General features: G+C 58.9%; 16 protein-coding genes and 1 tRNA gene. 4 read left to right on the top strand and 13 right to left on the bottom strand.

Annotated elements, in window-relative coordinates; genetic code table 11:
- Positions 1–285 precede the first annotated feature (285 nt).
- The 5 genes from DW732_RS09170 to DW732_RS09150 form a co-directional block, all read right to left on the bottom strand.
- Positions 286–1,485 (bottom strand): ABC transporter ATP-binding protein, encoded by a 1,200-nt coding sequence (locus DW732_RS09170; RefSeq protein ID WP_118099378.1) that lies wholly within the window; start codon positions 1,483–1,485, stop codon positions 286–288.
- A 68-nt stretch (positions 1,486–1,553) separates the two neighbouring features.
- A complete protein-coding gene (locus DW732_RS09165) occupies positions 1,554–2,393 on the bottom strand; it encodes a carbohydrate ABC transporter permease (protein ID WP_117858793.1) in 840 nt (279 codons plus the stop codon).
- Positions 2,393–3,247, bottom strand: coding sequence for a carbohydrate ABC transporter permease (locus DW732_RS09160; protein ID WP_118099377.1), 855 nt, complete (start codon positions 3,245–3,247; stop codon positions 2,393–2,395). The genes DW732_RS09165 and DW732_RS09160 overlap by 1 nt, the downstream gene beginning before the upstream one ends.
- 88 nt (positions 3,248–3,335) lie before the next feature.
- Positions 3,336–4,652 (bottom strand): ABC transporter substrate-binding protein, encoded by a 1,317-nt coding sequence (locus tag DW732_RS09155; protein WP_118099376.1) that lies wholly within the window; start codon positions 4,650–4,652, stop codon positions 3,336–3,338.
- A 306-nt stretch (positions 4,653–4,958) separates the two neighbouring features.
- Positions 4,959–5,678 (bottom strand): GntR family transcriptional regulator, encoded by a 720-nt coding sequence (locus DW732_RS09150; RefSeq protein WP_118099375.1) that lies wholly within the window; start codon positions 5,676–5,678, stop codon positions 4,959–4,961.
- A gap of 227 nt (positions 5,679–5,905) precedes the next feature.
- On the opposite strand from DW732_RS09150, the gene DW732_RS09145 reads away from it, so the two are divergent.
- The 4 genes from DW732_RS09145 (at position 5,906) to DW732_RS09130 (ending at position 10,657) form a co-directional block, all read left to right on the top strand.
- Positions 5,906–8,359, top strand: coding sequence for a PTS transporter subunit EIIC (locus DW732_RS09145; protein ID WP_118099374.1), 2,454 nt, complete (start codon positions 5,906–5,908; stop codon positions 8,357–8,359).
- Between the two features lie 127 nt (positions 8,360–8,486).
- On the top strand, positions 8,487–9,500 hold the full coding sequence (locus DW732_RS09140; protein WP_118099373.1) for a polyprenyl synthetase family protein: 1,014 nt from the start codon (positions 8,487–8,489) through the stop codon (positions 9,498–9,500).
- A gap of 138 nt (positions 9,501–9,638) precedes the next feature.
- The gene (locus DW732_RS09135) at positions 9,639–10,544 is read left to right on the top strand and encodes a peptidoglycan-binding protein (protein ID WP_199406666.1); all 906 of its coding nucleotides are present in this window, start codon (positions 9,639–9,641) and stop codon (positions 10,542–10,544) included.
- Positions 10,545–10,582: 38 nt separating this feature from the next.
- A tRNA-Gln gene (locus DW732_RS09130) sits at positions 10,583–10,657 on the top strand.
- A gap of 489 nt (positions 10,658–11,146) precedes the next feature.
- Here the strand turns inward: DW732_RS09130 and DW732_RS09125 are convergent.
- The 8 genes from DW732_RS09125 to acpS form a co-directional block, all read right to left on the bottom strand.
- The gene (locus DW732_RS09125) at positions 11,147–13,327 is read right to left on the bottom strand and encodes a hypothetical protein (RefSeq protein WP_118099372.1); all 2,181 of its coding nucleotides are present in this window, start codon (positions 13,325–13,327) and stop codon (positions 11,147–11,149) included.
- Between the two features lie 183 nt (positions 13,328–13,510).
- Positions 13,511–15,400, bottom strand: a complete 1,890-nt coding sequence (locus DW732_RS09120) for a carbon starvation protein A (RefSeq protein ID WP_118099371.1) — start codon at positions 15,398–15,400, stop codon at positions 13,511–13,513.
- 535 nt (positions 15,401–15,935) lie between these two features.
- The gene (gene tsaD / locus DW732_RS09115; RefSeq protein WP_118099370.1) at positions 15,936–18,320 is read right to left on the bottom strand and encodes a tRNA (adenosine(37)-N6)-threonylcarbamoyltransferase complex transferase subunit TsaD; all 2,385 of its coding nucleotides are present in this window, start codon (positions 18,318–18,320) and stop codon (positions 15,936–15,938) included.
- On the bottom strand, positions 18,307–18,813 hold the full coding sequence (tsaE, locus tag DW732_RS09110; protein WP_117843703.1) for a tRNA (adenosine(37)-N6)-threonylcarbamoyltransferase complex ATPase subunit type 1 TsaE: 507 nt from the start codon (positions 18,811–18,813) through the stop codon (positions 18,307–18,309). Before tsaE ends, tsaD begins: the two co-directional genes overlap by 14 nt.
- A 12-nt stretch (positions 18,814–18,825) precedes the next feature.
- Positions 18,826–19,446, bottom strand: a complete 621-nt coding sequence (locus DW732_RS09105) for a uracil-DNA glycosylase (protein ID WP_118099369.1) — start codon at positions 19,444–19,446, stop codon at positions 18,826–18,828.
- 8 nt (positions 19,447–19,454) lie between these two features.
- Positions 19,455–20,600 carry an alanine racemase gene (gene alr, locus DW732_RS09100; protein ID WP_118099368.1) on the bottom strand — a complete coding sequence of 382 codons (1,146 nt, stop codon included), beginning with the start codon at positions 20,598–20,600 and terminating at the stop codon, positions 19,455–19,457.
- Positions 20,601–20,602: 2 nt separating this feature from the next.
- Positions 20,603–22,219 (bottom strand): NAD(P)H-hydrate dehydratase, encoded by a 1,617-nt coding sequence (locus DW732_RS09095; protein WP_117794681.1) that lies wholly within the window; start codon positions 22,217–22,219, stop codon positions 20,603–20,605.
- Positions 22,220–22,759: a holo-ACP synthase gene (gene acpS, locus DW732_RS09090; protein ID WP_118099367.1), complete on the bottom strand. Its 540-nt coding sequence runs from the start codon at positions 22,757–22,759 to the stop codon at positions 22,220–22,222.
- Positions 22,760–22,929 lie beyond the last annotated feature (170 nt).

Here is a 22,929-nt window from a genome sequence, read left to right as displayed (position 1 = left end):
CGCAGCAATATCTCAATCTGTAACATCTAGCAGCTGAAATTCGTCTTTGGTGTTACAGATTTAGATGAAATGGTTAGCTCAGCGGAACCGTCTCGATCTGTAACATCTAACGTCCGAAATCGGCCCCACCTGTTACAGATCGAGACAAACGACCGGCCAGACAGCCCCAACACAAAGAAAGGCTCCCCTCTCGCCCAGTGGACGGGAGGGGAGCCTTATATGTGACCGCGGCAAAAGGATGGCAATACCGCAGTCGCCCAAAGGGAGGGTCTGGATGCACCGGGCCTAGATAAGGTTCTTGCCAGAGACCTTATCGAAGAGGTGGGTCGCGTTCTTCTCGAACTTGAACCAGATGGGGTCGCCCGCCTTGAGCGCGCCCTTGGCCTCGAGGTCGACGACGGGGATAATCAGGACAAACTGGCCGTCGGGAGCGGTCACGTGGGCATGCTCGGTCGAGCCCATGAGCTCGGTCACCTCGACGGTGCCCTGGAGCGCACCCTCCTCGCCCTTGTCGGCAAGCAGGATCTGCTCGGGACGCACGCCGGCCGTAATCTCCTTCACGTCGCCGCCGTCCCAGTTGAGGGCAAGCTGTGCGCAAGTCTCGGGGGCGAGCGCCACGTTCATATCCTCGGTCTTGACGGTAAAGCCGTTGCCCGAGCGCACCAGCTGGGCATCGAAGAAGTTCATCTGCGGCACGCCGATGAAGCCGGCGACGAAGATGTTCGCGGGATGGTTGAAGACCTCCTGCGGCGTGGCGATCTGCTGGACGACGCCGTCCTTCATGACCACGATACGGTCGCCGAGGGTCATAGCCTCGGTCTGGTCGTGGGTAACGTAGATGAAGGTACCCTTGATCTCGTGACGCAGCTTAATGAGCTCGGCGCGCATCTGGTTACGCAACTTGGCGTCCAGGTTGGACAGCGGCTCGTCCATCAGGAAGACCTTGGGGTCACGCACGATGGCTCGGCCGATGGCGACGCGCTGACGCTGACCGCCCGAAAGCGCCTTGGGCTTACGGTCGAGGTGCTCGGTAATACCCAAGATCTCGGCAGCGGAGCGGACCTTGCGGTCGATCTCGTCCTTGGGGACTTTCTTGAGCTCAAGCGTAAACGCCATGTTCTCGTACACCGTCATGTTGGGGTACAGAGCGTAGCTCTGGAACACCATGGCGATGTCGCGGTCCTTGGGAGCGACGTCGTTGACGCGCTTGCCGTCGATGAGCACGTCACCCGAGGTGATGTCCTCCAGGCCGGCGACCATGCGCATCGTCGTGGACTTACCGCAGCCAGAGGGGCCAACGAGGACGATGAACTCCTGGTCGTGAACGGTGAGGTTAAAGTCCTCTACAGCGAGCACACCGTCCTCGGTAACCTTGAGGTTGTGCTTCTTCTCCCCGGTCTTCTTCTTTTTGCCAAAGAAGCCCTTCTTTTTTGACTCGTTGTTGGGATACACCTTCTGAACATGTTTGAGAACGATCTCGGCCATGTCTTTACCTTTCGATACGCGGCGCCGCGATGAGGGGCGCCGCCAAAACTTGCAAAACAGTTACGGCATCAGCCCTTGACGGCACCTGCCACCACACCGTCGATGATGTACTTCTGGCAGAAGATGTACATGATGACGATGGGGACGACGACCATCATGATGCAGGCCATCATGGGGCCAAGCTCGACATGGCCATAGCCGCCACGGAAGTACTGGATCAAGATAGGAATGGTCTTGTACTTGGTGGAGTCGAGCGTAAGGTAGGGCAGCAGGTAGTCGTTCCAGACCCACATGGTCTCGAGGATGCCGACCGAAAGATAGGTGGGCTTCATGATGGGAAGGACGATCTTAAAGAACACCTGGACCGGGTTGCATCCGTCGATCATGGCCGCTTCTTCAATCTCGAGCGGGATGTTCTTGACAAAGCCGGCGAACATAAAGACCGCCAGGCCCGCACCAAAGCCCAGATAGATGAAGCAGATGTTGAACGGCGTGTTAAAGCCGATGCGGTCCGCGAGGTTGGACAGCGTGAACATCAGCATCTGGAAGGGCACGACCATCGAGAAAACGAACAGGTAATAGAAGAAGTTCGAAATCTTGCTGTTGACGCGCACCACGTACCAAGCGCACATGGAGCAGCACACCAAAATCAGCACGACCGACGTGACCGTGATGATAAGCGAATACATAAACGCCGAAGCAAAGCCTTGCTCGTTAAGAGCATGCACGTAGTTTGCAAGGCCGTTAAACGTCTCGGGCGTGAGCAGATCGAACGCCGTGGTGGTGCTGATTGCAGTCCCCTTCTTAAAGGAATTGAGTGCAATCATGAACACGGGGTAGATCCACGCGAGCGACAGGATCGTAAAGAAAATCGAGAGAGCGCGGTTGATAGCCTTATCGCGTTTCATTACTGCTGCACCTCCTTGGACCTCGTGGCCTTAAGCTGGATCATGGAAATAGCGACGACCAGGATGCAGAAGATGACTGCCTTGGCCTGGCCAATGCCCTGCCACGCGATGCCAGCGCGCGAATAGAACGTGTTGTAGATGTTCAGGGCGAGCATCTCGGTGGAGTGCGCAGGGGCACCACCGGTAAGGGCGAGGTTCTGGTCGAACAGCTTAAAGCCGTTGGTAATGGACAGGAACAGGCAGATAGTAATCGTCGGCATCAGGTTAGGGATCTTAACCTTCCAAAACGTCTGCCATGCCGTAGCGCCGTCGACCTTGGCGGCCTCGATGTAGTCGGACGGAATGGACTGCAGACCGGCGATGTAGATAATCATCATGTAGCCGACCTGTTGCCACAGGGTCAGGATGATAAGGCCCCAGAAGCCAGCGGCAGAGTTAAGGGCGATGAGCTGGGCACCCACGTTGGAGAGCAGGCAGTTGATCAGAATCTGCCAGATGTAACCCAGCACAATGCCGCCGATCAGGTTAGGCATGAAGAAGATCGTACGGAAAATGTTGGTTCCCTTGAGTGCCTTGCGGGTGAGCGCCTGCGCGATGGCGAGGGCGATCACGTTGATGAGCACCGTCGACAGGAAGGCAAACGCCACGGTAAAGAAGAACGACGTGGAGAACTGCGGGTCCGTCAATGCGCGCACATAATTCTCGATACCGACGAAGTGCGTGTTATTGATGGTAATAAACTGGCAGAACGAGAGATAGAAACCCTGGATAAAGGGAATCACGAACCCGATCATAAACGCCAGGCACGTGGGCAACATAAAGAGCGGCCACCAGCGCTTGAGTGCTTTGCCCATAGAAGGGTCCTTTCAATATGCAGGGGGCGGGCAAACCAACGTCTGCCCGCCCCCCTGTCGCTAATCAGATATCTCGGGCAGCAACTGCTTACTCGGAAGCAGCCTTCTCGGTCTTCCAGCCGTCGACGAAGGCATTCTTAACGTCGTCCCACTTGCTGTTGTCGGCAGCGTAGGCAATCAGAGCCTGCTTGAGGTTCTTCTTCCACTCCTCAGAGGGGATGTAGACGAAGTCCCAAGCGACGGTCTTCTTGCCGTCCTTGGCCATGGCAACGGCCTGCTGCGAGAAGACGTTGTTGGTGTCCTTGGCGCTCTTGAACGGGGCGGTCAGACCCATCTTGTCGGCGATAATCGAGGTGGCGGTGTCAGAGGTGACGCACCAGTACATGAAGTCCTCGGTGGCCTTCTGGGCATCCTCGGAAGCCTGGGAGCTCACGCACCAGTAGTTCTCGCCGCCGGAGCACAGGCCCTGGTTCTCCTCGCCATCGACGCCGATGTAGATCGGCAGCATGCCGAGCTGGTCGTCGGTCATGCCAGCCTTGGTGAGGTCGGCATAGGCCCAAGAGCCGTTCTGGTAGAAGACGGTCTTGCCGGCTGCGAACTCGTTGGTGGCGTCGTCGCCGGTCTTGGAGGCAAGCTGCGAAGGATCGCAGGTGGAGTCAGTGATGTACAGGTCGAAGATCTGCTTAAAGTTGTCGAGATACTCGCCCTTGATCTCGTCGTCCTCCTGGTTGTGCTCCTTCTCGAACTCGTAGTAGAGCGGGAGGTTGGCGAGGTGGGTGGTGTAGCGCCAGCTGGAGGAGTCATCCATACCGGCGGAAGTGAAGGCACCGTCAATGCCGAGCTCGTCCTTGCGGGCCTGGATATCATCGGCGCAAGCCTTCAGCTTGTCGAAGGAGTTGATGTCCTCGGCCTTATAGCCGGCCTTCTCGAGGAGCTCCTTGTTGTAGATGATGCCGTAGCTCTCCTGAACCCAGTCGATGCCCAGATCCTGGCCGTCGGACTGCAGCGCCAGGGAGTCGTCGATGAGCTCACCGCGGACCTTGGTGTCGGACAGATCGGCGCAGTAGTCCTTCCAGTTCTTAAGGCCGGTGGGGCCGTTGACCTGGAACAGCGTCGGAGCGGAGCTCTTAGACATCTCGGACTTGAGCTTCTCCTCGTAGGTGTTGGAAGCGGCGGTCACGATCTTGACCTCGACGCCCTTCTCCTCCTTGTAGGCCTTGGCGATCTCCTTCCACTCCTTGTCGACCTCGGGCTTGAAGTTAAGGAAGTAGACCTCGGCAGCATCACCAGAAGCAGAGGAGCCAGAGCCGGCAGAACCGCCGCAGCCCACGAGGCCCAGACCAAAGACTGCGGCCGCGGAACCAGCGAAGCCCAGGAACTGCCTTCTGCTCATTTCGTTCTTCATTACAATCCACCCTTTCACACCGTGGCGACACCCTTTGTCGCCGCCTTCGGAGATTGGCTTGGGGACGAAACCCCTTTCGCTGATTTGTACAATACGCTATTTGGTTAGTTGTTTGAACAAGTTTTACTAGAGTGGTAGAAAATCATCGGTGAACGGTTATTTCAACTTGATACTTGACAAGTTTTGTATAAACAATTATTTGTTATCGAATGCAGAGAAAACGCCCGGTCAAGCCGATGCATCGTCGGTTTGACCGGGCGTTTTCTCTTTGAGGGCTTGAGTCTCGTCAGGCTGCGAGCTAGCCGGCTATCGCTTGGAGTTGACGCGGTAGTGGAAGATCTCAGGATGCGTGCGGGCATGCGTGACCTCGAACAAGATGCCATCCGAGGTGTACGACTGGCTCTCCATGACGGCAACGCAGTTGTATTTGCCGAGGTCCAAGTAGCTGCAGTCCTCATCGTTGGCAAGCTCGACGCTCACCGTACGGCGACTCGCCATCACCTTGACGCCGCGCTTGTGCTCCAGATAGTTGTAGATGGACTTTGCGGCAATCTCGGGCGTCAGGCCCTTGGCAATCGACTCTAGGAAGTAGCCGTGGTCCACCTGGCGAGCACTGCCGTTAAGACTGCGGACACGCACCACGCGAATGAGCTCCTCGCCCACCTTAAAGCCCAGGCGGCGGGAGAGCTGTTCAGTGCAGACCAGATGTTCAAAGGACTTAACATCCGTCGATGCAACGGCGTTGTTGCGCTTTGCGAATTCGGCAAACGACTCGACTTCCTCGAGTGCGCCGAGCATATCGGTCTCACCTTTGAGCCAGATGACACGCACGCCCTTGCCGTGAATGGGTTGCACGTACATCTCGTCGGCCAGCATGGCAAGTGCTCGGCGGACGGTATTGCGGGTGCACCCGAACTCCGCGGTCAGCTCGGCCTCGGTTGGCAGCATCTCCTGAAACGCATAGGTTCCATTAATGATGCGCGAGCGTATTTCTCGGTAGATTCCTTCGTAAATCGCTTTTGGCATGACTTCACCTCTAATGAATATGTATGGCTAGGCACGATAGCATTTCTTAAAGTTGTCTAAACCGATTATCGGCAAAGCGACAGGATTTAACCGTTGACGGTTTCTGTCGCGCCCAAACCGGTTTCGCTCAAAACTGCCGATACGACAATCGTCTGGTCCTCTACAATGATTCCATTGTTTAAACGTTTCACCACGCGCAACGCGCCTCGATATTCGGGAGGCAGAACATGCTGCAAAAAATCCAACGCTTTGGCGGGGCAATGTTCGCGCCCGCCATGTTGTTTTCCATATCGGGCCTTATGGTCGGTGTCTCCGCCCTCGCAACGTCTGCGGATATCGTCGGCGACCTCGCCGTATACGGAACCCCTTGGTACGTTTTTTGGACTATCATTCAGCGCGGCTCGTGGACAGTCTTTAAACGCCTTCCGCTCCTTTTTGCCGTAGCACTGCCTATCGGCCTTGCCCAAAAACAACCGGCACGCTGCTGCCTCGAGGCACTCGTGGCCTATTTTGCCTACTGCTTCTTTTTGAGCGAAATCATTAAGCTGAGCGGCGACAACCTTGGGCTTAAGTATCCGTCGTCTTTGACCCCCGCAAGCGGCATCACCATCATCGATGGCATCAAGACGCTCGACACCGGCATTATCGGCCCGCTGGCGGTGTCGGCAACCGTCGTCGCCGTCCATGACCGCTTCTACGATGCCAAGGTTCCCGATTGGCTCGGCACCTTCTCGGGCTCCTCGCTGGTCTACCTCATCAGCTTTTTTGCCGTGCTCGCCCTTGCCGCCATCTCGGCCGTCATCGTGCCCTTCGTATACGCAGCGACCGAAACACTGCGCCATGCACTTGTGGGCGTCGGCCCCTTCGGCGTGGGTATCTTTGTATTTTTGGAGCGAGCACTCGAGCCCATGGGGCTGCACCACCTGCTCTACATGCCGATCTACTACGACAACCTGGTCATTAACGACGGCATCTACGCCACGTGGACCAACTTGCTTCCCATCCTGTCGCACAGCACGCGCCCCCTCAATGAGCTTGCGCCGTGGGCTGGTTTTACCGCCACCGGCTGGGTCAAACTCTTTGGCCTTCCCGCCATCGCCGCAGCGTTCTACACCACCGCCAAGCCCGAACGCCGTGCTGGCCTCAAAGCCATCCTTGTGCCCGCCATCGTCGCCTCGGTGGTCTGCGGCGTCACCGAACCGCTCGAGTTTCTCTTTATGTTCACCCATCCCGGGCTCTTTTTGCTCTACGCCGTCCTATCTTCCTGCCTCGCCATGGCCATGAACTTCTTTGGCATCGTCGGCATCTTCTCGGGCGGCCTCATGGAGATGGCTGCCTTCAACTTTATCCCGCTCATGCGGACGCATGCCGGCTCTTACCTTTTGGCGCTCGGAATCGGACTCATCTTTAGCGCCATCTTCTTCTTGAGCTTTCGAGGCCTTATCCTGACCTTTGGCCTTAAAACCCCGGGACGCGAGGACCATATTGCCAGTAGCGCGGCGCTCTCGCGCTTGACGGGAGGCAACGTTGACGAAAAGCGCTCCTCCAAGACCAGCGCTTCCGAAAGCCAGGCATCGCAAGATCATCTGCTCGCCGAGCAGGTTGTAGCGCTTCTGGGCGGCGCCTCGAACATTGTGGGCGCAACCAACTGCGCCACGCGGCTGCGCGTCGAAGTCGTAGACCCTTCTGTCGTGGCGGACAACGCGGCCTTTGTCGCAGTGGGCGCCAAGGGCCTCATCGTCACCGGCAAGACAGCCCAGGTGATCATCGGCGTCTCGGTTCCCCGTGTCAAAGAGCACTTTGATCAGGTTATGGGGCTCGAACCAGGTTTTGCGCCCGCCATCTCGCCTTCTCATGCTGTCGACGCCGCCAAAAATCATGGAGATATCTGCTTCTTTGACATCGACGGTACGCTCGCCTGGCAAGATCCCAAACTTGTCCAAGAGCTTCCCGAGGGCGAGCGAGACCTTTCCCCCTATCCTAATGAAACGGTTGCGCAGGCAATTCGCGCGTTTGTCGCCAACGGCAACAAGGCTTTTATCTGCACGGGGCGCGCCCTCAGCTGCATCCATCCCAAGCTGCTCGACCTGCCGTGGGCGGGCGTCGTCTGTCTCGCGGGCGGTTACGCCGAACTCGAGGGGCGCATCGTGCGCAATGCAGCCATAAGCCCCGGTCTGCTACAACGCCTCGCCCCCTATCTCGAGCAATCGGGTGAAGAGATTCGCTTTGAAGGCCTTAATCGAGTCGTGCGCATGAGTGCGGACGCGCCCGAGGCGCCCGGATACGCACGCACCTCTGGCGATGCCGTCACGCAACTTAAGCACTACAACGCCTATAAGATCCTTATGTCCACACCACTCGCCAACCGCATCGCTCAGGATAAAGAGCTTGGACCCCTGCTCTGCTTTAATGAGCTCGAGCTTGAGGTCACAGAAATCTCGCCTCGCGAGTGCACCAAACGAGCCGGAATCGAGGCCGTGCTTGACGCCCTGGGGCCAGACCACGGCACCGTGTATGGTATTGGCGACGCGAGCAATGACATCGCCCTTATGGAGACGGTCGACGTTGGCATCGCCATGGGCAACGCGCCGGACTTCCTCAAGGAAAAGGCCAACTATGTAACCGACAGCATCGACCACGACGGCGTCGTCACCGCGCTCGAACACTTTGGGCTTATCTAGCCGAGCCCCTACCACATGCGCGGCCACATGGCCCAATCGTCTTCAACCGCCGCGCTCGACGCCCCAATGTGGCAATATGTTGTCTGCATAATGCAACGATGCAACCTCAGAAAGAATGCGAGAGCCCGTGTCTAGTCCGTTTACCAGCTTTTTAGCCCAGCACTTTAACCAGATTAACGACTATCTGGCCACGTTCTTTGACGGACAGGCGACTTCCGCCGATATCGAGCGCTACCTGTATACCCCGCTCTCGACATTTACGGCAAACGCCGGCAAGCGCCACCGCCCGCTTATCTGCATGCTCGCCGCAACCGCAGTGGGCGGTAGCTTTGAGAGCGCCCGCAGCGCCGCGGCAGCCATCGAGCATTTCCAGTCGGGCGCGCTGATCCACGACGACATCGCCGACAACGGACAGCTTCGTCGAGGCAAGCCCTGCATGCACCTTACCGAGGGCACGGGCCTTGCCATCAATTGTGGCGACCTAGCGCTCACCATGGTCACCAAGACGGTTCTCGACGACCCCACGCTGGAGTCCGACGTGAAGGTGCGCGTGCTCCACGAGCTTACCGAGATGATCGTCCGCACCATCGAGGGCCAAGCGCTCGACCTGGGTTGGGTCCGTGATGAGCGCTTTGATATCTCGGTTGATGACTACCTGGACATGGCGACGCACAAGACCGCGTTTTACAGCGGAGCGACGCCACTTGCCGCCGGAGCCATTATTGGCGGCGGCAGCGATGAGCAAATCGAGGCGCTGCGCACCTTTGGCCTGCACACCGGTCTTGCCTTCCAAATCCAGGACGACCTGCTCAACCTTGTTGGCACCAAGGAAACCGCCAATAAGGACTTCCGTACCGACATCACCGAGGGCAAGCGTACGCTCGTCGCCGTACACGCCCTCTCTGATGAGCGCCACCACAACGAGGTCGAGGCGATTCTTTCCTCGGGCACCGATGATCCCGCGCAGCTCGCACGCGCCGTGGAGATCTTCCAGGAGACCGGCTCCATCGATTACGCCCACACCTACGCGTTGGATCTGACCGCTAAGGCCAAGGCCGCCATCGAAGGCGTCGAGCTCGACCCGCATGCACGCGAGCTATTCCTCTCCATGGCAGATTTCTTTGTGGAGCGCCTTAACTAGCGGGGGTTATAAAACCTGTCAGCAGCGTATTTGGGTACAACTTGCTACACTGTTGAGTGCATGTTTATGCATCCCTTTGCGTTGTCTATCCGACACACGCTCAAATAGTACGAATGGTACGCCGAAAGGGGTTCGTTCATGGAACCTATTACTACGGGCATGCAGGGAGCAGCCGTCGAGGACGTCCAGTCCCGCCTTCTGCAGCTCGGCTATACAATCGACGACGCCGAGGTCGCCGACAAGCGCTTTGGCACCACCACCGAGCAGGCTGTTGGCACCTTTAGGCTCGATAGCGGCCTTGCCGCCGGCAGCGCCGTCGATATCCCCTGCTGGAGCGCCCTGGTAGACGCCTCGTATAAGCTGGGCGACCGCACCCTCTATCTGCGCATGCCCAATTTCCATGGCGCCGATGTGCAGGCCCTGCAGCGCGCTCTGAACGTTTTGGGCTTTGCCTGCGGCGAGGACGACGGCTACTTTGGCCCGCATACCGAGGCCGCCCTGCAGCAGTTTCAGGAAAATGTCGGTCTGTTTGCCGACGGCATGGCCTTCCAGGACACCTACGCCTACATCAACCGCCTGCACCATGTGTGGGAGGGTAAGCCCTCGGTCACCGAGGCCGAGTCGCGTATCGGTTTTGCCCGTGCCGCCAATGTGCTCGAGCGCTTTCAGATTGCCGTTATCGGCGAGGACCCCATCGCACGCAGCGTTGCGTCGCGCATGTGGAATATCGCCACGGCAACGACCGACAACAGCGGCATGATGCTCTGCGACTCCGAGGTCCCAACCGACGTTGACCTGGTGCTCGAAATCGCAAGCGACGAGCTGCCCGCCGACGCCGCACCGCGCGCCACGATTGCCCTCGCCGAGTGCCACAACCTGGCCCAGCGCATCCGCACCGCCAATGTCGCCGCGCAGCAGAAGCCGGCTCGCATTCGCATTGAGCTCACGGGCATGACGCGCTACAACGGCACCTTCACGGCCAGCGACGCGCAGACGCTCGCCGTACGCCTGCTCGATGGCGTTTGCGATGCCCTCGCAGATTAGGTAAACTAGACGAGTTGCTTTTGGGCAACACCACACATTGGGACGTAGTTCAACGGTAGAACTCCGGTTTTTGGTGCCGGCTGTTGGGGGTTCGAATCCCTCCGTCCCAGCCATTAAAATTGAGCGCCCTGAGCCCATAACGGACCAGGGCGCTTTCTTGTGGGCAAGCGGAGGGATTCGAACCCGCCAGGGTGCGGAGCTGAGGAAACGCGAAGCGTTTTCCAGCGCAGCACGCAAGGAGCGAAGCGACGCAGCGGGACGCGGCCGCCGAAAAGGCGGACGCGGAATCCCTCCGTCCCACACCAGCCATAAGCTCCCCGCATCAAATATCAGCCCCGTTCCGAAAAGCGAGCCGTAATCTACAAAATGGCGTGTGGCCCCGACGGGCCGGGCATTAAGTTTGTCGCGAGTTCCGCACGCAAAGAAAGCCACGTGACCTCGATGTTTTGGACGTGACAGCGAGAGGGGCCCTGGTATGGCAAGGTGACGTGAAACAAGGCGGCGCTGACCTTCTGGTCGCGCCGCCGAAGTTGAACGTCAGATTGCCATACCAGGGCCCCTCGCAGCGTCAAGAAGTCCGCCGTTCGGTAGAACGGCGGAATTTAGTTGTTCAGCATGCGGTCGAAGCTTCCCGAGTCGCCATCCCGATAGTCAGCGGTCATCAGGATCTCCTGCGGAATGCGCCCGCCTTCGCGCAGCACGTTGCGGAACTGCACGCGCGTAACCATGGGCAGGTCTTTGATCGTGGCCGCCAGGTTCTGCGGCACGCCCTGGTTGGCAGCCGCGGGCTCGCACTCGCCGCCGGCCTTCACGCGACGCTTATGCTCGGCGAGCATGGCGCGGTACATGCCGGCATGCAGGCGAATCTCAACCACATTGGCATTGCGAGTCTGCTCGACGATGCGCGCGCCCTCGCGATCGATATCGCCTACGTAGTAGACGTAGTTAAAGCGGTAGCCGATCTCGGCCAGATAATCATCCAGCGCGTGAGAGACACTCGCCTTGCACCCGCCGCCAAAAATCACGCCGCCCACCTTGATGCCAAAGAGCTTGGCGTGCTTGCGGCCGCGCAGGAGCTTGACGATCTCGTCATAGGTGTCCAAGTTCTCGACCATAATGAACGGCTTGTCGGCGCCCAGCGTAAAGAAACCCGTAAAGTGCACGGGGCGGTTGGGGGCAACCTTAATCACTTGCATGCTGATGCCCTTTTCGGCCATGCGCTTAATCAGGCGCTCACCGTGCTTACCGTCAAAGGCCTTCTCGTCGTTAAAGATCTGGTAGGCACGCTGGCGGCGCGAGGCAACCGGCGTATCGGCACCTCGGTTCTGCTCGATCCAAGCCTGGATGATCGCAATCTCCTCGGCAATCTTGCGGTTGGACATCTCGTTGTGCTGAGCGCGCTGCGGAGCCATTTTGCCGTCCTTGCCCTCGACCTTAACGATCTGTGTCTGCTGCTCCTTGATCTTAGAGAGCGCCATAGGCGTAGGGACAACTTTGAGCAGCTGCCTGCCCAAAACGCGGGCAAGGGCAAACGCCGAGACCTCGCCGTGGGCGGCCGACTCGGGCTGCTGGGCAGCAGTATCTACTGCGGCAGACTCCGGCTTCTTCTGAGACTTGCGCTTAGAATCGCCTTGGGAATTGCACTCGCGCTTCGGCATAGACGCCTGCTTCTGCGGACGATCGGACTTGCTCTCCTTCGCTGGCCGGCGCTTTGGCTGCCCCGCAGAAACCTTGGCCTTCACATCCTCGTCCTGCGGCGTGATCTTCTCGGTTGCAGTCTCGGCATGGGAACTGCGGCCCCCACGATGGCGACGGCGGCGAGGCTTGCTCGACGCGCCCTGCTCCGTCTGCCCATCAGTAGACTGCTGGCCCTGGGTCTCCGTATCGGACGCAACCTGCTCATCAACAGGCTTCTGTTCACGAACTTCCGCCTCGGCAGGCTTCACGGCCTTCTCGGCCCGCACCTCCGGAACCTGATTAACCTTCTCCTGGCGCTTTACGGGATACGCGCGACCTGCAAAGCCGCGACCGGGACGACACGAGTCTGAGGCCTTCTTGGCCGGCTTCTCGGAATCGTCCGCAACCTCGGCAGTCTCTTCGGCCTCGAGCGCAACATCCTGCTGCTCGGCCCTAAAATGCGCACCGCGGCGACGCTTGGGCTCCTGGATCTCAGCATGCTCTTGAGTGCGAGTCGACTCCTGCATCCTGACGGGCTTTTCCTCGACAGCCTCGGCATCCGTCTCACCCTTTTGAGCAACGGCGCGGCGGAAGCGCTCCTGCTGGGCGCGGCGCTGCGCATCGCGCTTGCCACCCCCGCCAAAACCGCCGCGTCCCGCCTTGGCCGTAAAGGCACGCACGACGTTCTCATCGAGCAACTCATCGGTATCGACATGCTCACGCGGAGCAACTTCTTCCACAGCGGGCACGTCAGCGGAATCCTCGACGACAAAATCTTCGACGGACTCGACAGGCTGCTCCTGGGCATCGCGGATCTCGGCATTGATGGTATAGAACGCCGGGCGCCCGTTAATGCCGCTGCCCTCAATCTTGGTGACGATCTTTGCCGCGATAAGCTCGTCGCGCATCGCCTTGGTGTCGCATTCCTTATCGACGGAGCGGAAAATCTGCGCCAGCGCGCTCGACTTGATCTTGAGCGCCTTGCGGCAGAGCAGGTCATAGGCAACCAGCTTGGCGCGCTCGGTAGAAAGCGACGTCTGGCTGCTCAAACGCTCGGCCAGAGCATCGACATTGTTTTGATTATCGGAATATACCGTCTTGGCCACGGGGCCCCTTTCATATGTACACATATACGTCCATATGGTACAACGCGCGCCCCTATCCACGCAAAACATCTGCGAGAACACTCGAGCGTCGCTCGCTTTTGCACGAAAAAAGACCGAGCCCGCGCAGTTGCGGACCCGGTCTTTCCAAGCCAATGAGCCTAGTACTCTATAGAGATCCAAGAACTAGGCGTTCTGGGCAGCGGCGTCGGCAGGAGCCTCAGCGGCAGCGGCGCGACCGTACTCGGCCTTGCCCATCTCGGACCACTCGGGCTCCTCGTCAGGCATGGAGCCAGCCTCCTTGCCGAAGAACTCCTTGAGGCAGTTGACGGCGACGATGAGGCCCAGGACCATCAGCAGGACGGCGAAGACGAGCTGCAGGCCCTTGGTGGCGGCGACGGAGACGGCGGCCGTGGTGGTGGTAGCCGGGATGGTACCGAAGAAGCCGTAGGCCTGGACGGCGGTCATGCAGCCCATGGCGCTCTGGACCAGCGAGGTGAAGGTGCAGCAGAGCAGGAAGGCGACGGGCACGTAGAGCATCCAGCCCTTGCGGCCGGTGCACTTGCAGAACACGGCGAGAGTGATCATGGTCATACCGCCGAGCAGCTGGTTGGAAGCACCAAAGAGCGGCCAGATGTTGGCATAGCCACCAAAGGCGAGGGCGAGGCCAGGAAGCAGGGTAACGACCGTGGCGAACCAGGGGTTGCCGAGGACCTTCATGTAGCCGGCCTTGGACTCGATGGCCAAGGCGTCGTTGGTCTGGGCAAAGAACTCGGAGAAAGAGGTGCGGGAGATGCGGGCGACGGCGTCGAGCGAGGTCAGGGCCAGTGCGGAGACGTTCATGGTCATGAAGACGGTTGCGAGCGTGCCGTCAACGCCGAAGGCCTGCATACCGCGGGAGATGCCAGCGGCGAAGATCTGGAACGGGGTGGAAGCGACGCCGGCGTTGAGGGCGCCGGTACCGGCGGTGTTCATGTCGGAGAACATGATGCCGGCGACGATGATGGCAAGGATGCCGACGAAGGACTCGACGATCATGGCGCCGTAACCAACCTTGACGGCGTCCTGCTCCTTCTCGACCTGCTTAGAGGAAGTACCGGAAGAAACGAGGCTGTGGAAACCAGAGAGAGCACCGCAGGCGACGGAGACAAACAGGACCGGGAACATCATGCCAGAAGCGCTAGAGAAGCCGGTAAAGGCCGGAGCGGTGATAGTGGCCTGGCCGTTGACGCCCAGGACGACGATGCCGAGGACAGCGCAGGCGATCATGACGATCATCATGATCGAGGTGAGGTAGTCACGCGGGGTCTTGAGCATCTGGATGGGCATGGCGCCGGCAAAGACCAGGTAGACCATGACGACGGCGAACCACTGGAACTTATCCAGGTAGACCGGGAACTGCATACCGACGGCAAACATGAGAACCATGAGCACCACGCCGGTGACGAACTCGGCAGCGCCGGTGAGGTTGAACTTCTTCTGAGCCCAACCAAAGGCGATCGCGACGAAGGTGAACAGGATGGAGATGGTACCAGCGCAGCCGGCGGCATAGGACTTGGTGAAGTCGATGGCACCGGTAGCAGCACCAGAAGCGTCAACGGCCGGGGTGAACATGAACGTCTTGCAGACCATGTCGGTGAAAGCGGCGATGACGATGATGCAGAACAGCCAGCAGAACAGCAGGAACAGGCGACGACCGGTCTTGCCGATGTACTTCTCGATGAGCTGAGCCAGCGACTTGCCGTTGTTCTTCATCGAGGCGTACAGGGCGCCAAAGTCGTGGACGGCGCCAAAGAAGATGCCGCCGACGAGAACCCAAAGCACGACGGGCAGCCAGCCAAAGGCCATGGCGACAATCGTGCCCGTGACAGGGCCGGCACCGCAGATCGAGCTGAACTGGTGCGAGAACGCGGTGAAGGCGGAAACGGGCGAGAAGCTCTTGCCGTCCTTCATGCGCTTGGCCGGCGTGAGGGCGTCCTTGTCGACGCCCCACTTGTTGGCCAGCCAGCGGCCGTAGCCCAGATAGCCGCAGGCGAGCACCGCCGCGGCCACAACCATGAGCAAAACTCCGTTCATTACATTTCCTCCTCTAAAAAGAACTTCCTAGACATAAAAAATGAGGGCCGTCGGTTGCGCTCGACGGCCCTCATCTTCATCAGCCGCCCGTTATCGTACGGGCTAGCTGTATGTGCTAACCCGCATCAGATAATTACTACGCTGATAATGTTTAGCTGATGCGTGAACATGTCTAAGAAATCCTCTTCAATCATGATGTGAACGTTCCGTGCGTGTTCACATCCCCCAGTGGATGAAAAGCAGTATGAAACTTTAGTTACCTAAAGTCAACGTTCAAATGTAATGAATTTTCAACTTTTTTGAAATTTACGGTATAAAACGCCATTAACCTCGGACTTTACCAGACAAGAGTTTTTGCATGAGAAATACCCCTGAGAGCCGCGGGAGCCAGCGGCCACATATGAACTTTATCGCGAGTTCCGCACGAACAGGAGGCCACTTAATGTGGCCTCCGTCGTGAGCAGGACTGTCCGAGCAGGAAAGTTCATATGTGGCCGCTGGCGCCCGGGCAGCGCCGGGGACCGCACGAGCACGACTACAGCGTCATGTTCGGATCGGCGTCGACGTCGAACGGCGAGATTTCTCCTCGGTCGAATTTACGGCGAGCGACCTCCGCGATCATGGCGGCGTTATCGGTGCAGGCGGACAAGGGCGGCACCGTTACACGAATGCCCTGACGTCCAAGCTTCTTGATCATCATCTCGCGCAGATGCGGATTGGCCGAGACGCCGCCGCCAATGCAATACTCCTTGCACCCGGTGGCATGCAGGGCGTTCTTGGCCTTCTTGTACTGCACGTCAAAGACCGCCGCCTCAAACGAGGCCGCCAGGTCGGGCAGGTGAATCGTGCGCCCGGCCTTGGTCTCCTGCTCAATGTAGAGCGTCACCGCCGTCTTGAGACCCGAAAGCGAGAAACGGTAGTCTCCCCTGCTGTTAAGCGCACGGGGGAAATCGATCGCCTTGGGGTTGCCTGTCTCGGCCAGCTTGGAGATGATGGGGCCGCCGGGATAGCCCAGGCCCAGGGCCTTTGCCACCTTGTCGAAGGCTTCGCCTACGGCGTCGTCCAGCGTTTCGCCAAGCACCTCGTAGTCGCCCCATGCCTTTACGTGCACGAGCATGGTGTGCCCGCCCGAGACGAGCGTAAAGATAAACGGCGGCTTGAGGTCGGGCTGCGCCAACAGGTTGGCAAACAGGTGACCCTCCAGATGATTGACACACACGAGCGGTTTGCCGGCAGCATATGCAAAGCCCTTGGCAAAGGCGACGCCCACCACCAGGGCGCCCACCAGGCCTGGACCCTGCGTCACGCCCACGGCGGCAAGCTCGCTGGGGGCAATGGCTCCACCCTCAAGGCCAAGCGATGCCGCGGCATCTTCAAGCGCCGCATCTACGACACTCACAATCACCTCAACGTGCTTGCGCGAGGCGATCTCGGGCACCACGCCGCCAAAGCGGGCATGAAAATCAATCTGCGTCGACACCTGGTTGGCCAGCATATTGCCATCTGCATCGATAATCGCCACGGCCGTCTCGTCGCAGGAGCTCTCGATGGCAAGCACCAGGCGACGGCGCTCGATTTCGGCACGTTCCTCAACAGTGCGATCGGGCGCGGCCAGCGGCCATACGCGCTGCTCTGCCGCCGTCGGCTCGGGCGAGGCATTGTCGACCGGAAGCACCAGGGGCAGCGGAGCTGTCATGACGATGGCATCCTTGCCGGCACCATAATAGCCGCGGCGCCATCCTGCCTCGGTAAAGCCCAGAGCGTTATAAAGCGCGATCGCTCCCTTGTTGCCGTCCTCGACCTCGAGCGAAGCCGTGGTGCAGCCGAGCATCTGGGCATCATAGCTCACATGCGACAGCAGCTTGCGGGCAATGCCCTCACGGCGATGTGCCGGGTCGACGGCGACATCCAGAATCTGCACATCACCGTCCACGACCATACCGCCGGCAAGGCCCAGCAGCTTGCCGTCGTCGTGTGCCACCCACCAACTACGCGGCGCAGCGACGTCCTCGCCCAGTTCGGACAGGAACATGCCCGGCGTCCACGCCTTGTGTCCGGCACCTTCAAAGCAGGCAGCCTCTAGCGCGCTCGCACCCTCGGCATCCGCCGCGCCCATGGGACGGAACTGCAGATGACGGCCGGCGAGCTCATCGGCAACGCCCGTAATTTCGCTCTGTGCACTCTCAGCAAGACCAAGACGCTTGCGCTCGTTTTCCTCGGCATCCGAAAGGCGCGTGTAAATCGGCAGGACGCGAGCCGGATCGCCGTCACCCGCAGCGTGCGCGAGCAGCAAGCCCTCGCCCGAAGGCCACCACAGGTCGCGCTCCACGCAGCGGGCGGTCTCGTCCTCACCCAGCAGCTTGCCATAGCGCACGAGACCGTCACCGGTCAGCTGAACCTGGTCCCAGTCCGCTGCTTGGCGCCACTCATCGAGCGCCACGGCGGCCTTGACCACGTGTTCGCGCTCAAATTGACGCTCGGGGCCCTCATCGACCAGCATATACAGCGCCGGATATACCTCACCGCGCATAGCGTCGGCCAAGATACCAAGCTTGCCGCGCACGCCAGCCTTCCACGCCGTCCAAGCGCAAGCGTCGAGCGTCGACACGCCCAGCAGCGGAACATTGGCACCACGCGCGAGGCCCTTGGCAGTGGAGATGCCGATGCGCACGCCCGTAAACGACCCCGGGCCGCGGCCGACCACGTAGCAACCAACATCGCTGCGATCCAGGCCGGCCTGCTTCAGTACGCCATCAACAGTATTCACGAGCTCCACATTGGCATGGCGACGGCACATATGGTCGCCACTCACCAGCTTCGCCTCGCCCGTCTGCGCATCAATCCAGCTTACCGCGCAGGCAAGCATGTCAGTCGAAGTATCGAGCGCCACCACCGGCGCGTTGTCCCTATGCAAGCTCATCTTGTACAGCCCTATCAATCAAATCGGAAAGCTCCGTCGCGCGCTCGCCGTGAGCCTCGAGCGTGATCGTTCGCACGTCGCTGTCGCTCTCATCACGCTTGAGCGTCACCGAAAGATACTCATCCGTCAGCTCGTCCTGGAATTGTTCGCCCCATTCCAGCAGGCAAGCACCCTCATAGCCCAGCACGTCAAAAATGCCCGTATCCTCGAGCTCGTAGGCATGCTCCAGGCGGTATAGATCAAAGTGAAACAGCGGAATACGACCTTGATCGTGAACGGCCATGAGCGCGAACGTAGGGCTCGTAACCATATGTCCATCGCCCAGCCCGCGCGAGACGCCCTTGGTAAAGTGAGTTTTGCCCACTCCCAGGCCACCGGTCAGGATGAGCACATCGCCATCCTCAAGGCACGGTGCAATTAGCTCGCCAAAGTACTCCGTATCGGCAGCGCAAGTCGTTTTGTAAGTACCTACCCCCAGGCGCTCCAGGGACATATATGCTCCTTATTATTCCGAGGCGTCCCCTGGTGCGGGATGTCGCTCCAGATAGTCGCCCAGCATCTTAAAGTCTTCCTCCAGCAACTCCTGCCATGCCGGATTGCGCAGCGCTGCTGCCGGATGGAACGTGGGCATTACTACAAAATGCCCCATCTGGTGGAACCTGCCGCGCAGCTTAGTAATGCCAATCTCAGTCTTAAGCACAAAGTGCGTCGCGGGGTTGCCGAGCGTCACGATAATATCGGGCCAGATGCTTCGAATCTGCTCACGCAAAAACGGCGAGCAAGCCAGCACTTCCTCGGGACGCGGATTGCGGTTTCCCGGCGGGCGGCACTTAAGCACGTTGGCAATGTAGACGTCTTCGCGTTTGAGCCCCGCCAGCGACAAAATGCCGTTGAGGTCCTCGCCTGCCGCCCCCACAAAGGGCTCGCCCTGCAAATCCTCATTGCGGCCCGGTGCCTCGCCAATAAACATCACGCGAGCGCGGGGGTTTCCAACGCCAAACACGATGTTGTGACGCGACTGGTAAAGCTGGCAAAGGTGACAATCGCCCAGAACGGCCTCGATCTCCTCGAGTGCGACCTCGCGCGGCGCCTGATGGCTATGGCCGGGGATGTGCATGACGCCCATAGCTGCTCCTACACGTAGACCTTGTCGAGACGCATGCCAAAGCCGCAAGCGACCTCGTAGTTAATCGTGCCGCGTAGGCGCGCCATCTCGTCCATGGTAATCTCGGCATCTCCATCGCGGCCGACAATGATCATCTCGTCACCATACTCTGCCTCGGGAATCTCATGCGCCGGGTTGGACTGAATGGCGACCATAAACTGGTCCATGCAGATATTACCCACCTGACGCACACGCTCGCCGCGATACAGCACGTCCATACGATTGGAAAGCGTACGCGAAAGGCCATCGGCATAACCGATCGGAAGGGTGCAGATCTGAACGCGCGTGCGCGGGACGCGGTAGGTAAAGCCGTAGCCCACGCCCTCGCCCATCGCGGGATGCGCCACGCGCGTAACACGCGCGTGGACGCTCATGACGGGATCGAGCTGCATCACGCGACCACTCAGCTCGCACGGCTGCATGCCGTACAAGCCAACGCCGGCGCGAATCATATCAAAATGCATCGAGGGGTCGAGCATCGAGGACGGCGTGTTGGCACAATGCACGATACCGCATTCAAAACCTGCGTCCTTAATGGCCTGAACAGCCTCGGTAAAACGCTGGCACTGCAGCTTGTAGTCCCAACCCGAAGGTTCATCGGCCGTGGCAAAGTGTGTAAATACACCGTCGCACTGGATGCCGCGATGGAAACTGATACCGCGTACAAAGTCGAGCACCTGTGTGTAGTGAACGCCGATACGATTCATGCCCGTCTCGATGGCAAGATGGTACTTGCCCACCTTGCCCGCCGCGACGGCACATTCGCCATACGCAAGAGCAAAGTCAGACGTATAGACCGAGGGCATGATATCAAACTCGAGCAACGTCGGAATGGCCTCGATAGGCGGCTCGCTTAGGATGAGGACGGGTTTCGTAATCCCGCCCTGTCGGAGCTCAACACCCTCGTTGACCGTCGCCACGGCAAACATGTCGGCACCGGCCGAATACATGATCTTGGCGCACTCAACAGCTCCATGACCATAAGCATCGGCCTTGACCACGCAGCACAGGCGCTGACGTGGATTCAACAAGTTCTTATAGGCCCTCGTGTTGCGACGGAGCGCCCCGCGGTCGATCTCGACCCAGGACCAGCGCGTCAAATCGGCTTTATTCATGATTAGTCATCCGACCCTTCGTCCATGATTCCCAGATCTTCGAGCGCATCCTTTGCCGCCAGCTCCATGGCAGGACCGATCAAGTCGATAAGATCGGTCGCGATAACGCTCTTCTCACCATACTCTGTCGCCGCGGCAAAACCGGCGTAGCTGTGAAGTGCGACGGCGTACGAATACAGCAACTCCCAACGATCCATCTCGTCGCGCATGGTGGCAAGCGTGCCGGCCAAAATACCCGCGAGAACATCACCCGAACCGGCAGTTGCCAGAGAAGCCGGACCCGAGAGCGGCAGCAGCACGCGCTCAACGCCACAGATAGCCGTCGTCGGCCCCTTGGCAATGACCACCAGATTGTCGGAGCCTGCAGCCCAGACAACCTTCTGCGCGGCCGCAATCGCGGTACCAAGGTCGTTCACCTCGTCACCGGCAACCAGACGCGAAAGCTCACGATAGTGCGGTGTCATAACCAACGGCTGCTCGCGACGATACATCTCGGGGTTACTATCAATACCGTCAATGGCAATCTTAGCAAGGCAGTTGAGTGCATCGGCGTCCAAAATAAGCGGCACATCAAGCTCAAGCAAGCCCGAAACCACCTGCATAGCGCCGGCAGACGTCGTCATACCGGGACCGCACAGCACGCAGCCGTACTTCTTTGCGATCTCGCACACCGTCATGCGCGCAGCGGCGCCAAAGGAGCCACGGGAATCAGACGGAATAGCAAAGACGGGAATCGAAGGAAGTGCCATGCGAATAAGATTGGCGCAGGCGTCAGGAGCCGCGACTGCCACGTAACCAGCACCCGCGCGAGCTGCAGACTTAGCCGCCATAATGGCAGCACCAGGATATTGCGCAGATCCGGCGACAATAAGCACAGAGCCACGGGAATACTTATCGATATTCGTAGGTAGTGGAGCAAAGTAATCAACTAAATCACCGGGCTCGACAATCTCGGCGGCGTGGTCGACATCATCGATGACCTCGTCAAGACGGTCGTAAAGATTGCCGCAGATCAAATCTCCAGCATACTCAGGACCATCAGCGCTATACAGACCAATCTTGGGCGCAATCATCGTCACCGTACGCTCGGCACGAATGCAGTCGTCATCAACAACGCCCGTCTCGGCATTCAAGCCCGAGGGGACATCAATGGATACGACAAAATCGGCGCATTCATTGACCGTAGGAATCCAAATGGAGAACGGCGCACGCAGATTCCCGTGGAAACCGGTACCAAAAATGGCATCGACAACAACATCGGCCTTATCGATTAAAACCTCGAGTTCGTCACGCGAGGGGCCGACGCAAACGTGCACATCGCGGCCGGCAGTACGACGAGCAACATGACGTGCCAGAGCAGCAGGAATCTCATCCGGCTCAACCGGAGAAACGATATCTACGTCCACACCCTTATGGCTCAGGATATCGGCGGCAACCCAACCGTCGCCTCCATTATTACCAAAACCGACCAGAACAAGAACCCGATCGGGATTGAGCCTCATGACCTCGTTGGCGGCAAACTCACCCGCTAGCTCCATAAGCTCGGCCTTCGAAGTCCCTTCGCGTTCGATGATATCCTCGAGACGAACGACTTCTTCGGTACTCAAAACCGGTTTCATCTATGCTCCTAGCGTATCTTGCGAAGCATCGCCCAGGTGCTCCGTCAATGCTGAATTCTGCAGCTGCTCAAGCTCATCTAAAACAGAGCGAGCCTCTTTAAATGTCTGCGCAACGCGTTTCTTGGTGCTTACCTTTTCCTCTTTTGGCTTAGGTCGAGCATCTTCGGTAATCGCGATGGCATTCGCAACGGCTAAGCCTCCTGTAAGCGTAATGGAAAGAGCGACCTCAACGACACCCAACTCTTGAGCGATCTCGAGTGCACGGCCCGAAAGCAGCGCCTTCGGTTTGCCGAGTTTATCACGCGTTACCGAAACATCCTTGCGACCCACGCCTTGACTAAAACCCGTGCCAAGAGCTTTAAGCACCGCCTCGCGCGAAGCAAAGCGGCTCGCATAGTGAGCAGCGGGACGCGATGATGCATCGCAATACGCACGCTCTTCTTCGGTAAACACACGCCGAGCAAACGACGGCGTCTTTTCAAGAATTGATTTCATGCGGGAAATCTCGACGATATCAACGCCGATACCAGCTTCAGCCATGTTCACCTCCATATCGCACAGACTAAGTTATTGTAGCCCGTTCACAGAAGATGCGACAAACGAGGGTTATAAAACACAGCTACTATGTGAGACGAAAACCCGTAAACGCAAAAAAGGGGGAGGCCGCGAGGCCTCCCCCTTCTCAGTTCGATGACGGCTCGGTGCCGTCC

It is taken from the genome of Collinsella sp. AM28-11LB, from assembly GCF_003469895.1.
GTDB lineage: Bacteria > Actinomycetota > Coriobacteriia > Coriobacteriales > Coriobacteriaceae > Collinsella.
Note: the sequence above shows the minus strand (reverse complement) of the source record. Positions and strands in the feature narration are given on the sequence as shown.